Annotated in this window: 13 protein-coding genes; 4 read left to right on the plus strand and 9 right to left on the minus strand. The window is 58.0% G+C overall.

Annotation, left to right across the window (positions count from 1 at the left end):
• Positions 1 to 164: 164 nt before the first annotated feature.
• Entirely contained in the window at positions 165 to 1,973 is a 1,809-nt protein-coding gene (locus tag C2E25_RS14115; protein WP_103116373.1) for an ABC transporter ATP-binding protein, read from the plus strand.
• A gap of 21 nt (positions 1,974 to 1,994) precedes the next feature.
• On the opposite strand, the gene C2E25_RS14120 is transcribed toward C2E25_RS14115, so the two are convergent.
• The 6 genes from C2E25_RS14120 to C2E25_RS14150 all read right to left on the minus strand — a co-directional run bounded on the left by C2E25_RS14120 (position 1,995) and on the right by C2E25_RS14150 (position 8,165).
• A complete protein-coding gene (locus C2E25_RS14120; protein WP_103116374.1) occupies positions 1,995 to 3,062 on the minus strand; it encodes a saccharopine dehydrogenase family protein in 1,068 nt (355 codons plus the stop codon).
• Positions 3,063 to 3,105: 43 nt separating this feature from the next.
• Entirely contained in the window at positions 3,106 to 4,638 is a 1,533-nt protein-coding gene (locus tag C2E25_RS14125) for an aldehyde dehydrogenase family protein (RefSeq protein ID WP_103116375.1), read from the minus strand.
• A gap of 257 nt (positions 4,639 to 4,895) precedes the next feature.
• Positions 4,896 to 5,387 (minus strand): PaaI family thioesterase, encoded by a 492-nt coding sequence (locus C2E25_RS14130; protein WP_103116376.1) that lies wholly within the window; start codon positions 5,385 to 5,387, stop codon positions 4,896 to 4,898.
• A 361-nt stretch (positions 5,388 to 5,748) separates the two neighbouring features.
• Positions 5,749 to 6,159, minus strand: coding sequence for a PaaI family thioesterase (locus C2E25_RS14135; protein WP_103116377.1), 411 nt, complete (start codon positions 6,157 to 6,159; stop codon positions 5,749 to 5,751).
• A gap of 135 nt (positions 6,160 to 6,294) precedes the next feature.
• Entirely contained in the window at positions 6,295 to 6,486 is a 192-nt protein-coding gene (locus C2E25_RS17910; protein ID WP_103116378.1) for a hypothetical protein, read from the minus strand.
• Positions 6,487 to 6,680: 194 nt separating this feature from the next.
• A complete protein-coding gene (locus C2E25_RS14150; protein WP_103116379.1) occupies positions 6,681 to 8,165 on the minus strand; it encodes a M81 family metallopeptidase in 1,485 nt (494 codons plus the stop codon).
• 402 nt (positions 8,166 to 8,567) lie between these two features.
• On the opposite strand from C2E25_RS14150, the gene C2E25_RS14155 reads away from it, so the two are divergent.
• Together C2E25_RS14155 and C2E25_RS14160 are read left to right on the plus strand one after the other, a co-directional pair.
• Positions 8,568 to 9,764 (plus strand): DUF1611 domain-containing protein, encoded by a 1,197-nt coding sequence (locus tag C2E25_RS14155; protein WP_103116380.1) that lies wholly within the window; start codon positions 8,568 to 8,570, stop codon positions 9,762 to 9,764.
• Positions 9,761 to 10,828, plus strand: coding sequence for an alanine/ornithine racemase family PLP-dependent enzyme (locus C2E25_RS14160; protein ID WP_199177440.1), 1,068 nt, complete (start codon positions 9,761 to 9,763; stop codon positions 10,826 to 10,828). Before C2E25_RS14155 ends, C2E25_RS14160 begins: the two co-directional genes overlap by 4 nt.
• 126 nt (positions 10,829 to 10,954) lie before the next feature.
• Here C2E25_RS14160 and C2E25_RS14165 read toward each other — a convergent pair whose 3' ends face one another.
• The 3 genes from C2E25_RS14165 to C2E25_RS14175 form a co-directional block, all read right to left on the minus strand.
• A complete protein-coding gene (locus C2E25_RS14165; RefSeq protein WP_233189440.1) occupies positions 10,955 to 11,278 on the minus strand; it encodes a helix-turn-helix domain-containing protein in 324 nt (107 codons plus the stop codon).
• Between the two features lie 187 nt (positions 11,279 to 11,465).
• Complete coding sequence (locus tag C2E25_RS14170) at positions 11,466 to 12,743, minus strand: type II toxin-antitoxin system HipA family toxin (protein WP_103116382.1); 1,278 nt, start codon at positions 12,741 to 12,743, stop codon at positions 11,466 to 11,468.
• A 322-nt stretch (positions 12,744 to 13,065) separates the two neighbouring features.
• A complete protein-coding gene (locus C2E25_RS14175; RefSeq protein WP_332882184.1) occupies positions 13,066 to 13,491 on the minus strand; it encodes an ATP-binding protein in 426 nt (141 codons plus the stop codon).
• A gap of 58 nt (positions 13,492 to 13,549) precedes the next feature.
• Here C2E25_RS14175 and C2E25_RS14180 point away from each other — a divergent pair, with 58 nt between their 5' ends.
• A complete protein-coding gene (locus tag C2E25_RS14180) occupies positions 13,550 to 13,873 on the plus strand; it encodes a helix-turn-helix domain-containing protein (RefSeq protein WP_233189442.1) in 324 nt (107 codons plus the stop codon).
• Positions 13,874 to 13,964 lie beyond the last annotated feature (91 nt).

The following is a 13,964-nucleotide window of genomic DNA, read 5'->3' on the forward strand; positions in this document are numbered from 1 at the left end:
AAACCAGTTTTTGGTTTTAAACCCAAAAGGTTTTCTCTCTGCTTCTCCCCGTCTCTCCGTTAAAACAGGTTTTCCTGGCGCCTCAAGCGAGTAAAACGAGCGAGTGGGCCCCAGCTTTTTTGCCTTTAACCCTTGGCCTTTAGCCGCCTTTGAATTGAACCTTTATGCATGATCTCAACCGCCCCGCCCCCCTGCCGAACCCGAGCGACGCGCTGTTCGCCCTGCGCGGACTGAGCTACGCCTATCCGGGCGATATCCAGGCCCTGCGTGACATCAACCTCGCTATCGCTCCCGGAGACCGGCTCGGACTGGTCGGCCACAACGGCTCGGGCAAGACCACCCTGGTCAAACAACTCTGCGGGCTGCTGCAACCGCAACGGGGCGAGGCTTTCTACAAGGGCGAAAAACTGCGGGGGGACCACCTGCAGCGCGCCCGGCTGGAGATCGGCCTGCTGTTCCAGGATCCCGACGACCAGCTCTTCTGCCACAGCCTGATCGAGGATGTCGCCTTCGGCCCGCGCAATCAGGGGCTGCCGGCGGCCACCGCCGAAGTTGCCGCGCGCCGCGCCCTGGAACAGGTCGAGCTGCTCGATCACGCCTACAAAGCTCCCCACGCCCTGAGTTACGGGCAGAAAAAGCGTGCCGCGCTGGCCGGACTGCTGGCGATGCGACCCGAGGTGCTGATTCTCGATGAACCGACCGCCAATCTCGACCCCCGCCAGGAGTGCCTGTTTCTCGACCTGCTGCGCGACTATTCCGGCACCCTGATCGTCATCAGCCACGACCTGCTGTTTCTCTATGAACTCTGCGACCGGGCGCTGGTACTCGACACCGGCCGCATCCATCATGACTACGGGATGCGCGAACTGGTTGCACACCGGCCGTCACTGCGCGAACACGGGCTCGATTTTTCTTTCCGTTTCGCCGGCAATGAAAAAGACCCGTCTCCGCGGGACAACCCCGCTCCGGCCGCGATGCCGGAGAGTTCCGCGACACCAGCTTCGTCTACGCCGCTGATCGAACTGGGCGGCTACCATTTCAGCTACCCGGACGGGACCGCCGCCCTAAAGGGTATCGACCTGCGGATTCACAGCACTGAGCGGGTCGCCCTGGTCGGCGAGAACGGCGCCGGCAAAAGCACCCTGCTCGCCTGTCTGCTCGGCATCCACCGGGGGAAGGGGTTTTACCGCTACGACGGCCAAGAGATGGACAACCGGCGGCGGAAACAGCTCTGGAACCGGGTCGGCCTGGTTTTCCAGGACTGCGCCGATCAACTCTTCTGCCCGAGCGTTTTCGACGAGGTCGCCTTCGGACCGCGACAGCGCGGTTATACGGAAATGGAGGTGGAACGACGGGTGGCAAAGGCGCTGCGGCAGGTCAGGCTGGAAGGCTTCGAACCGCGGGTGCCGCTCAAGCTTTCAGGCGGGGAACGCAAGCGACTGGCACTGGCCGGCGTTCTGGCGCTCGATCCCGAGGTGCTGATCCTCGATGAACCGACCGCCGGACTCGATCCCCAGGGGGAAGAACTGCTGCTGCAGATCCTGCGGGAAGTCAAAGCGACCCTGCTGCTGGTCAGCCACGACATGTTCTTCGTCCGCAAGCTGACCGAACGCACCCTGGTGATGCACCGCGGCAGCATTCTGCGTGACTATCCGACCGCCAGCTTCCTCGACGACAGCGATCTGGCCTCCCTCAACGGTCTCGACTACACCTACCGCGACCGCTGCGCCATCGAGATTCGCCAAATCCAGCACGAGCATGAACACGAACACCTGCACAAGCACCTGCACGAGCATCAGCACCGCCACGGCGACCTGCTCCACAGCCACCCCCACGAGCATGAGCACGAGCACCGGCACCGCTTCCGCCACAGTCACGACGAGGAAGGCGGGCACAGCCACCCGCCGCAGCGGGAGTTCCACGACCATCCGCACCCCGGCCACGAGGATGAACCGCATGACCATGAACATTGACGGCCGCGCCGCCACGCGGAATTACGGCCGGTAGTAAGCGCCGGTCGGGGTCCCGAAAAAGGCCGCCAGGGGGATCTCCTCCTGCCTGATGCGCCCCTGCGCCGGGAGCTCGCCGCGGGCCACAAGTTCGAGAACCGCGCAGGCGGCCGCGGCGGTCGTCCAGGAGATGGCGCGCCAGGACTGGCCGGCGATCTGCCGGGGATAGTAGGAACGCACAAATTCTTCGCGCCGCAGGTGGCCGTCCTGCTTCCCCTCCACTGCGGCATGGATATAAACAACGTCTTCATTGACCGGCGGCTTGGCATCAACCAGAATCTCGCCGGCCCGTTTACGAGCTTTTTTCATCTGCAGTTCCTCGAAAAAAAATCGCATCAGGCGGCAGTGGCCCGGATAACGGATGGTCTTGTAGTTCAACGTCTCGACCTTGCCGTTGAACGTTTCACACATCGAGCCGAGGCCGCCGGAGGTGGTGAAAGCTTCCAGCTGCAACCCGTCGATATGGATGGTTTCCAGCCCTTCCATCGGCGGCACCCGGGCTGGCTTGCCGTCGGCAATCACATCGCAGGGATTGAGATATTCGTTGACCACCCCCTCCGGAGACCAGTTGAAGGCATAGCCGAGCAACCCCCGCGGATGCTGCGGCAGGGCGCCGACCCGCAATTCGATGCTGCGCAGTTGGTCAAAGCGGGCCGCAAGGTCGGCACCGACAATCGAGATAAACCCGGGAGCCAGCCCGCATTGCGGCGCCATCACCCCTTTGGCGGTCGGGGCCAGCTCCTGAACCGCGCAGGAGGTCGCAACATCCTCGGTCAGATCGAAATAATGGCAACCCTGTTGATGGGCGGCGCGCGCCACCGGCAGGTTCAGATCAAAGGGCAGGCAGCTTACCACCGCGTCGTGATCCTTCAGGGCGGCGACGAGAACGCCGTCCTTCGCTATCACCCCCTTCAGCAAAGCAAAGGGCGCTTCCGGCGGAGGTTGACGATCCAGCCCGCTCACCCGGTAGCCCTCTTCCTGCAACAGGGTCGCGACCAGCTGTCCCACCTTGCCCAGCCCGACGACCAGGACCGATCGAATGACTTTTTTCATCCCTTGCTCCTTGCGGGCGGAGTCTCCGGGCGCCGTTGCCGGCTCAGATATCGAACCTGATGCCCTGTGCCAGCGGCAGGCTCCTGCCGTAGTTGATGGTATTGGTCTGCCGGCGCATGTAGGCCTTCCAGGCATCGGAACCCGACTCGCGGCCGCCGCCGGTCTCCTTTTCACCTCCGAAAGCGCCGCCGATTTCGGCCCCGGAGGTACCGATATTGACGTTGGCGATGCCGCAGTCGGAACCGACCGCCGAGAGGAAAATCTCGGCCTCGCGCAGGTTCTCGGTGAAGATCGCCGAGGACAGGCCCTGCACCACGTCATTGTGCAGGGTGATCGCTTCATCGACCTCGCCGTGGTACCTGATCAGGTAGAGAATCGGGGCGAAGGTCTCTTCCTGGACGATCGGATAATGGTTTTCGGCCTCGACCACCGCCGGCCTGACATAGCAGCCCGACGCGTAGCCCTTGCCCGTGAGGACTTCGCCGCCGCAGATGATCCTGCCGCCCTCCTGCCGCACCCGCAACAGCGCCTGCTGAAACGCCTCGACCGCGCCGGTGTCGATCAACGGCCCGACATGGTTACGCTCGTCGAGCGGGTTGCCGATCCTCAGACCGCCGTAAGCCTTGACAAGCGCCTCCCTGACCCGGGCGTAGATCGACGCGTGGATGATCAGCCGGCGAGTCGAAGTGCAGCGCTGGCCGGCGGTGCCGACCGCACCGAAAACAATGGCCGGCAGGGCCATCTTGAGGTCTGCGTCGGGGGTGAGGACAATGGCATTGTTGCCCCCGAGTTCGAGAATTGTCCTGCCGAAGCGTCCGGCGACCAGCCGGGCGCCGTGGCGGCCGACTTCGGTCGAGCCGGTGATCGAGATCAGCGGCAGCCGCCTGTCGTTCAGCATCATTTCTCCGATCTGGGACCCGCGGCCGATGACAAGGCTGAACAGGCCTTCGGGCAGGTTGTTCCGCCTGATGGTCTCGGCAAGGATATTCTGTACCGCGATCGCGCACAATGGCACCCTGGTGGAAGGCTTCCACAGGCTGGCGTCGCCGCAGACTGCTGCGAGCATCGCATTCCAGGACCAGACCGCGACCGGGAAGTTGAAGGCGCTGATAATACCGACCACGCCGAGGGGATGGTACTGGTCGTACATGCGGTGATGTTCACGTTCGGAAACCATGGTCGAACCGTACAACTGACGCGACTGGCCGACGGCGAAATCGCAGATATCGATCATCTCCTGGACCTCGCCCCTGCCTTCCTGCAGCGACTTGCCCATCTCGTAGGAAACCAGGGAGCCGAGGGCCTCCTTGTATTTGCGCAGCTGCAGCCCGAACTGGCGTACCGCCTCGCCGCGCTTCGGCGCCGGGACCTCGCGCCACTGCCCGAAGGCCTTTTCGGCGCGGGCGACAACCTTCTCGTAATCCTGTTTCGAGGCGAGGTAAACGCTGGCGATATGCCTGCCGTCAACGGGTGAGACGATGTTCAGTTCGCCCTGGTCGGTGGTGTCAGTCCACTCGATACCGGTCGCGGCTCCGAAGTTCTTTTCCTTGATGCCGAGTTCCTGTAAAAAATCCATAACCCTTCCCCTTTGGCCGGCAATCTGTCGAGGCCTACCTTAACTATCAACGATAGGCAACCTTTGCGCAAACATCCCTGTTGAATTCCTCCCCCCGGCTGTCGCCGCGGGAAGCTGTTTCAGGACCGATTCAGGGGGAAACAAACGCCGGGCACAGAAGATCACAAGGGCAGGAGCTTACGGGGCGGGAATGAAGAAGAATCGAAAACAGACCGTTGCCGGACAAGTCACGACCCTTTTTCTTCGGCCGATCCAGATCAGACGTCAAGCAGTCCATCGAAGCCTTCAAGAACCTCGGGGGGCATGATGTTCATTTTTTTCACCGCCTTGGCGGTGAACATGGCGAAGGTTCCGCGGGTTCGGGCGCAAAGGACCTCATCATCCTTGTAGATCCGCCCCTCCACGACGACTTCCCGTTTTCCCGTCTGCTCGATGACGCGCCCTTCAACCCGCAGGTCTTCGCCGATATAAACCGGCTTGAGAAAATCCACCGTCATGGTTTTTGTCATGACAATGTGGCGGAGGGTATGAATGGCACTCCAGCTCATGATCTCATCAAGGATGGTGGACAGCACGCCACCATGCACCACCCCGTTCCAGCCGCAGAGGTGATCGGGGACGCTCAGCCAGGAACAGACAACGCTGTCACCCGCGTAAAAACGCATCTTCAATCCATAGGGGTTCTGCTGGCTGCAGCCGAAACAGTGACCGTCACGACTGATGATTTCCTGCAAATTTTCTTTTTTCATCCTTCCCTCATGCCTCCTGCACAAATAAAAGCCGAATTGGGTCTGCCTAGCGGGTTGTTGAAAAAGTCACGTTCCCCAGGCTGAGCAAAAATGTCCAGATGCAAGGCGTCCGCAACCCCGCGGAATAAGGCGTACCGGAAGGTACGTCGTTGACGCGGGGTGAGGACAACGCAGCAGATGGGCGTTTTTCATCAGCCTAGGAGGCTGTCGGACTATCCATGAACTGGCTGCAAATCCGCGCGTTCGGCCCATATCCCAGCTCCATTTTGCCCCATAGCCACTGCTATGAGGCTGCAATTGAGCAGAAATCTGTGCTCAAAGGCTCGAATTTTCGCTTCAGCCCGTATAGTCCGACAGCCTCCTAGCGGGCACCGCCCATGATCCGCTGCGACTTGCGATACACCATGCCCTGGAAAAGAGCCACGGTCTCACCGGCATCGTCGGTGATGAGAACCGAATAGGAGGCCAGCTTTGGATTCAGGGCCTGCTCCCTGGCCTCGGCGTAAAGCGTTCCGCCCGTTGCCGCCTTGACAAAGGAGACGCTGGTGTTGATGCCCATGGCCAGATTGCCGTGGGAGTTGGACGCCACCGCGAAGGCGAAATCGGCCAAGGTGAAGATTGCCCCACCATGGACCGTTTTGGCCCCGTTGAAATGGTGCGGTCTGATTTCCATGCGGGTTTTCGCGTAGCCCGGTTCAACCTCAAGCAGTTCGATACCGACATGCCGCGCGAACAGATCCTGCCGCGAAAAGAATTGTTTCACATCGTCCATGCTCAACCTCTTTATGCTTTGATTTTCCCGGGGTGTTCGGCCACCCGCGGAGCGGTCGCAGATGAGTGTCCCTGAATATAGCATGGACCAGGGGGGGGGCGCTTCTCCCTTATTCCTGGGCTTGCGATGCGGCTGTCATGTCTCCCTGTCTACACCCCCGCCCGCACCCCAGCTTCCAACCCAGCCCCGGCACTGTACCGCCTCGGCCAGGTGCGGCTGGCGGATCTTTTCTTCCCCCGCCAGGTCGGCGATGGTCCGCCCCTCCGGTCGTCCGGATTGCCGAACTGCAGGCCATCGCCTTTGAGCTGACCAGAAAGCCGCAGGCACCGCCCGATCAGATCAGGGCCTGGCTGCACAGGTGCTGGTCGCGCCGGGAGCATCCCTCGGTGGGGCACGACCCAAGGCGACCTTGGTTGACGAGCATGGTCATCTCTGGATCGCTAAATTCCCTTCGGCAGACGATGACTACGATGTCGCGGCCTGGGAGATGGTGCTGCATGATCTCGCCCGCGGCCGCGGAATCAGCGTTCTGACGGGTCTAAAGGGAAGATCGGCCTTGGCACGTTGCGATATGGCAGCCGGTCGTAACATGTGGTGCAAAGTGCGCCGCTGTCACAGACGATTATTTTCCCCGCAATCGGTTCGAAGGCAGCACGAAAGTGTTGCATCGACTTGAGTGCCACGACATCTTTGCCCTGCGGGTCAATACCAAAGGCTTTGAATTGCTGCAAATCGAGGATTTGTCGAGGGATAGTGACGACCAATATCTCAATGTCGCCGACACGGATGACGGCACTGGGACCAAAGCTGCCGTGGAGCCCGTGGATCATTGGACCATTGCCAATGAAATGCCCGTCACTGAGAGAGACAAGCTCGGCCTCCACCGCAAGCGGGCCACCACCAAAGTCTGGGTCGGTCCTGCCACCGAGGGTTATTTTGACATGTTGACCAACAACCGAAGTTTGCAGCGCCTGTATGGCCGTGCCATCCACCATGGGGGCAAAACAGGCATTGCTCACGCCCGCATTGAGCAGTGCGCGCAACAGCCCGGTTGAATCACCATAACCGCCAGCGCCCGGATTATCTGCGTAATCGGCAATCACCAGTGGCCCCTTGTCGGGATCGTAAGTTGCGGCAATCGCTGCTGTTTCGTCAACGCTGAGATAATCGTTGAGTACTTCAAAGCGGCGCTCCCAAATATCATCAGCGATCGTTTCGGCGAAAGCAGTGTGCGCCGCAAAATCCCCCTGTCCGGTCACCAGTACCGTTGGGCCAACCTCCCTGACATCGGCACTGGCAAACCCGGCATTGATGCTCACAGCGAAGACATCAGCCCGCTCCTCGTAAGTTCGCGCTGCGGCAATGCGCTCGATCATGGGGCCGATGTCGGTGCGGCCACCATTGACTTCTTCAAGCATGGGTCGGCTGACGCGGATGGTGCGCGGCGAGATTTCACCGGCCATGGTTCTTTGGAGAATATCTCCAGCCTGGCGACCGATATCACGCATATCAATATGCGGGTAGGTTTTGAACGAAACTATAATATCCGCCAATTCACACATCCGCCTGCTTACATTTGCATGGGGATCAAGAGTGATGGCTATCGGCATTTCGTTGCCAACCAGGCTGCGGACGCGCCGCAGCAATTCGCCTTCACCATCTTCACGAAAATCGAGCCCCATCGCACCATGCAAGCCGAGCAGCAGTCCGTCGAAGGGATACTTTTCCAGGTTGGCAAGGATCGGCTCACAGAGCCAGTCAAACGCCTTGCGCCTGACTTTACCACTCGGCCCGGCGGCGGCACTGAGAGCATGGGTGATTCGCCAGCCATGCGCACGACCGGCATCAAGGAACCCGGCGAGTTCCGTATTCTCGTCACCACGCTCCTTGATAGCCGCTGCGCCCAGCAGGGCATAACGAGCCATGAAGGCTTGTTTGCCGGTTTTGCGCAGGCTGAAAGAATTGGTTTCATGGGAAATTTCAGCAGTCAGTACATTAAAACTCATGGGGCAATCCTGGCCGATAAGAGAAAAAAACAAGAAAGAATCAACGATGAGTGATGGCATCTGCCGGCGTTTTCGAAAAGCGTTAGCCGCTCATCAAGAACCGGCAAAAATCATCATATACCATCCAGGGAATTGCGATCTTTTCCGCTTTGGAGTACGAAACTGACTTCATGCCACATATTATGTGACAAGTTTCACGATCAGCTTCCTTAATTGTCTATTCTCGTCTATTTCTCAACAGTTTATGGCGAAACGTGGTATAGTTTCGCATTAAACTCGCCCAGTGGGAATTTATTTCCACAGCATCCAATCTTAGTTGGGACTACTCGTTGACAATCGGCCAATACTGGTCGGCACGATCCCGTCGCCTCCTCTGAGCCTTTTATACTCAAAGGAGTAGCTATGTTAGTCGTCCCGCCTGTCGTACCCTCGAACGCACCTGAAACCAATTTCAAGTCTGTCGCCAATAATGATGCAGTAAGGTCCGTACCATTTTGTGTGACAGAAGACAGTCCACATGTCGCCACCGCAATCGTCTATTGTGAAGCTAATTTTGGTGAGATAGACGGCAAAACCGCCAATGGTCTGATCAGACGCTCAGAGAAGTATAAAATACTTTCGGTTATCGACAGTAAAAAAGCTGGCCTTGATACTGGTATGGTCCTCGATAATAAGCCGAATGAGATTCCCCTCTGTCGCGATCTCGCTGACTCACTGGCACAGGCCGACTCCGTCCCTGATTTCTTCATTTTCGGCATGGCTCCAGCGAGCGGCATGCTCTCGAAGCACGAGCGTGGCCTGGTGCTTGAGGCGATGAGCCACGGGATGAACATCGTCAACGGTCTGCATGAATTTCTCAACGATGACCCGGTCTTTGCTGCCGCATGTCTCGCCGGCAAGGTGGAAATTATCGACGTCCGCAAACCCCGCGACAAGAAAGATTTAAACTTGTTCAGCGGACGGATCGCCGAAGTCACCTGCCCGGTTATCGCTGTGCTCGGGACTGACTGCGCTATCGGTAAACGCACCACCGCCAGCATAATCACCAGCGCCCTTAATGAAGCGGGCATCAAAACGGTGATGATCGGTACCGGACAGACCGGGTTGATTCAGGGGGCACGCTACGGAGTTGCGCTCGATGCGGTTCCGTCACAATTCTGCGCCGGCGAGCTGGAAGCGACTGTCGTCAAGGCGTTCGAAAACGAGAGTCCCGATGTCATCGTTGTCGAAGGACAAGGCGCACTGAGTCATCCCGCCTTCTCCTCCACGTCTTTTATCCTCCGTGGCTGTTGCCCTAACGGCGTTGTGTTACAGCATGCGCCACGGCGTAGCGAACGCTGCGATTTTGAAAAAATGCCGATGCCGACGCCAGCCAGTGAAATCAATCTTATCGAGACCTTTTCCGATACCAAAATCATCGGCCTGACAATCAATCACGAGCAGATGAGTGACACCGAGGTGAGTGCGGCAATCACCCAGTATGAGCAGGAACTCAATATTCCGGTCACAGATGCTCTGACCCGTCCGTCTGAGCGGTTGGTGGAAATGGTGCTTGCAGCCTTCCCTCTTCTCAAGGATAAACAGGCCGCTAACGCATGATGGCCGCACCGAGGCTGGAGATCGACCTCAACAAAATCGGTCATAATGCCCGCACCCTGGTTGAGCGCTTAGGCAAGCGTGGTATCTCGGTGACCGGCGTGACCAAGGCAACCCTCGGTTCCGCTGAGATTGCCGCCACGCTGCTGCGAGCTGGGGTCAATGGCTTAGGTGACTCGCGCATCGAAAATATCGAATCAATGCGTATTGGGCAGCAGTCAGCACCAATGACACTGATCCGTTCACCGATGCTGAGTCAGGCGCAACGGGTCGTCAGGTATGCCAACATAAGCTGTAATACTGAAATCGAGGTTATCAGAAGACTCTCGATAGAAGCACAACAGGCAGAATGTAACCACGGGGTCGTGCTTATGGTCGAACTGGGGGATCTCCGTGAAGGGATCATGCCTGATGACCTGTTGGACTGCGTCCGCGAGACACTCAGCCTGCCGAATATCGATTTCAAAGGGATCGGCACCAATCTCGCTTGCCGCAGCGGGGTCGCACCTGACGCCCGGAACATGGCGATGCTGACCGAACTTGCGGAGCAGATCGAGACAACCTTCGATTTGAGGATGGAGACCGTATCGGGTGGCAATTCTGCAAACCTGCAGTGGGCGCTCAGTGGCGCGGAGATTGGCCGGATCAACGATCTGCGCTTGGGTGAAGCGATCCTGCTCGGCTGCGAAACCCTCCATCGGCAACCGCTCGACGGATTATACACCGATGCAATCGCGCTGATTGCTGAAGTGATCGAAGCGAAGGTCAAGCCAACTCTGCCATCAGGCCAAATCGCCCAAAATGCGTTCGGAGAGATACCAACCGTTGCTGACCGGGGGCAGGTCACCCAAGCCATCCTGGCGATAGGAAGGCAAGATACAGACCCGTGCGGTCTGCAAGCACCTGCCGGAATCGAAGTCATGGGGGCCAGCAGTGACCACCTCATTGTGGAATCAGCCGGCGACAACCTCTCTGTCGGCACAGAAGTGGTCTTCCAACTGAACTACAGCGCGCTGGTCCGCTCGATGACATCCCCCTTTGTTACCAAGAATATGAAGCCAGCATGACGCGTTACAACTTTTCATGCATATTCCGGAACCATCCGGCCACCGATTATCCCTGGTCAAACACCCTCGAGCTCACTGACAAACTCAAGGCTCGCATCCTTCAGTTGACATCCGCCGCTACGCCCCTCAACGTGCCCAATTTTTTTCAGGTGGCACGACGAACCCCACCTGTAACCCAAAGGGCCTGCCAACCTTTTTCAAGGTCTCAACCGTTGGATTGCCCCGATCTTTTTCAATTTCCATAAGAACCCGAGGATAGATCTTCAGGATTTTCTCTGCATAGTCTTTCTGGGTCATGCCGACAATCTTCCTCATGCGCACCGTGGCCTGTCCGATGGTCAGGCGCCCGGCCCGGATGTCGTTGTAAAGCCTCTCTTTTTCCTCTTTGACCTGTTCAGGGGGTAATTTTTTCATCGAATCCTCGCTCTGGAAACCTGTGACTTCAGCCACGGGCTCTTTGCCGTTTTGCCCTATTCCTGCATCAGTGAGTTTCTGTTGGATGGAGAGTGCAAGTGCTTGACCTGAATGAGCTTTCCAAAAATCTGAAGCGCACCCATAGGTTCGCTGGTGGTTTTTGGGAAGCTCAGACAGATCAATGACTTGTGCTATCCGCCGACAAGGAACTCACTGATTCAGGCTATTGCAGCGCTGCTTCAAGATCCCCGGCAATATCCCGGATGCGGGGAAACAATCTCTCAATCAAGGGCTTTTCAACGCCACAATCGCGCATCACTTCCGGAAGTTGTACGACCAGCCCGGTGAGATCTCGGAGCGCGGATCGGACGTTCCCGGGGTCAACATGGGCGCTCAATGCCTCGGCGACAAGTCGCCACGCCGGCCTTCCTGTTTCCGGTTCCAGACTGCCAGGCCATCTCGATGCTCTCGGTATGCCTTCGGGGTCCAGAAACATGGGGGCGAAGTCATAAAGGGGAGCGAGTTCAACCCGCCCATCCGGGGTTTTTATCAGGGCCGTGTTGCGGCCATGATTGTCGGTGTTTCTTAAAGCTACGTTCAGGACGTCTCGCCTGAGATATTCCAGGATCTCTTTTTCCGGATCGGTTGCGTGCCTGGCGATGGCCTCGCAAAAGACCAGATGGTTCCCCTGTTTGCCGAATTCAGCTATGCCGGCCGCGGAAGCAAGTGTTTCCAGACCAAAGCGCTTAACCGCGTCTGCTTCCGCCTGGCGATCAAAGCGTGGGATGAACAAGGTGTTTTCAGAAAACTCCAGGGGTCCCCCGGTACGAATGCCGAACCACCGGGCAACCTCATAGTAGGGAGCCTCGTTGCGTAAAACGGTGCGGTCGGCCTCTGTCTTTCCTCTTGGGAACTTGACGAGCCAGAACCGGGCGGCTTTTTCATCCGCCAATGCTCCGTCGGCATGCCAGCGTCCCTGAACGTCCTGCGTCAAGAGAAATTTGGGAGCATCACCCTGAACATCGGTCGCACCAGCCACCATCGCCCCATGTTTTTCAGCATATTCGATAAAATCTTCGCGGCGTTCGATGATTTCGGTTTTTGCAAAACCGAAATGATCCACCACTGGACGGCTGATCGCCTCCGCGATCCGCAAATTCCCTGGCGGGTTTCCCGCGCCGTGCAGCAATAGCTCCCAATCTGCTTTTTCGCTGTCTGTCAGCCCGAGTCGTTTAACCCAGACCCTTCGCCCGGCGCCGGTTGGGAGCAGGTCAAGAAGAAAAGCCGGCCACTTCGGCTCCCGAAAAAGCTCAAAGCCAACGGGGTAGCAGCACCCGACCTGGTATTGAATGCCCTGATCCAGGTACTCAACGGCGTAGTCAATATCGTAGTCAAACCGCCCACCGCCATTGATCCCCAAGGATAGTGTACCGGCGTCGGGTTCAAAGATCCCGGCTTGCTGCCATTGGCCATCTATAAAAATTTCAATTGTGCACTGCATCGATTCCTCCCCAGAGGAAAGTACGCCGAAAAGATAAATTATGCCACTATAATAACATATTATTTCTCGAATTTGCAAATAATATGTTATTATAGTGGCATGTTTAGTGGATTTCTCAACAGGCGTCAACGCTAATTTATAATTGTATATTATAATAGCATATTATTGGCTGTTGGGCGCAAAAAATGCTATTGAAAGACCATATTCGTACGAATCTGGCACGTTGTTTACAAAATCCGATACTCTCACAGGGAAGATTCCGGGGAGATGGTCATGCACAAGTGCCTTTACTCCTTCTGGCTCGGCCGGGCAGCAAATCCCCTCACCCCAGCTTCCGATCCAGCCCCCGGTACTGCACCGCCTCGGCCAGGTGCAGCTGGCGGATGTTCTCTTCCCCGGTCAGATCGGCGATGGTGCGGGCGACCTTGAGGATGCGACTGTAGCTGCGGGCGGACATGCCGAGCCGGTCGACGACCATCTCCAGCAGTTTCTCTCCTTCAGCGTCAAGCCGGCAGAACTGTTTCAAGTGCCGGGCCTGCATCTGGCTGTTGGTGTGCAGGCCGAAGGGCTCCAGCCGGCGGCGCTGGATCTGCCGCGCCGCTTCGACCCGGGCGCGGATGGCGGCGGATGATTCGGCGCTGCAGGTCGCGGCGAGATCCTTGTGGGCGACGCGCGGCGCCTCGATGTGCAGATCGATGCGGTCGAGCAGTGGCCCTGAGAGGCGGCTGCGGTAGCGCTGGGTCATCAACGGTGTGCAGGAGCAGGGGTGCTGGGGATCGCCGAGAAATCCGCAGGGACAGGGTTGCGTGCCCCTTTACCAACAATCCAACACAACCAATCGGGTTTTCTCCATCACCACCGAACTGAAAATCCCCCGGCCTCTTGAGTTGGAAACCGAGCCGAAAACCCTGGGCGAGCAGCTGCGCCGCCGGCGGATCGAGCAGGGCCTGCAGCAGAAAGAGGTCGCTGCCCGGCTCGGAGTCACCACCTCGACCGTCTGGAACTGGGAGCATGGCTGGAGGATTGGCGGACGCTATGGGCCGCGGATTGTGGGCTGGCTTGCTGGCGATTCTGCAAAGGCTGCCGAGATGGAGATGCCGGGGGATGGCGCAATGTGTTCTACCAAATAAAAAATAAAATTGACAAAAATTGTTATTTTTGGCATCTATAATTACCATTATGCCCAAAAAACCCTTTTATCTCTATCCTGCGGCAATGCGG

The sequence above is a fragment of the Geothermobacter hydrogeniphilus genome (assembly GCF_002898515.1).
Classification (GTDB): domain Bacteria; phylum Desulfobacterota; class Desulfuromonadia; order Desulfuromonadales; family Geothermobacteraceae; genus Geothermobacter_A.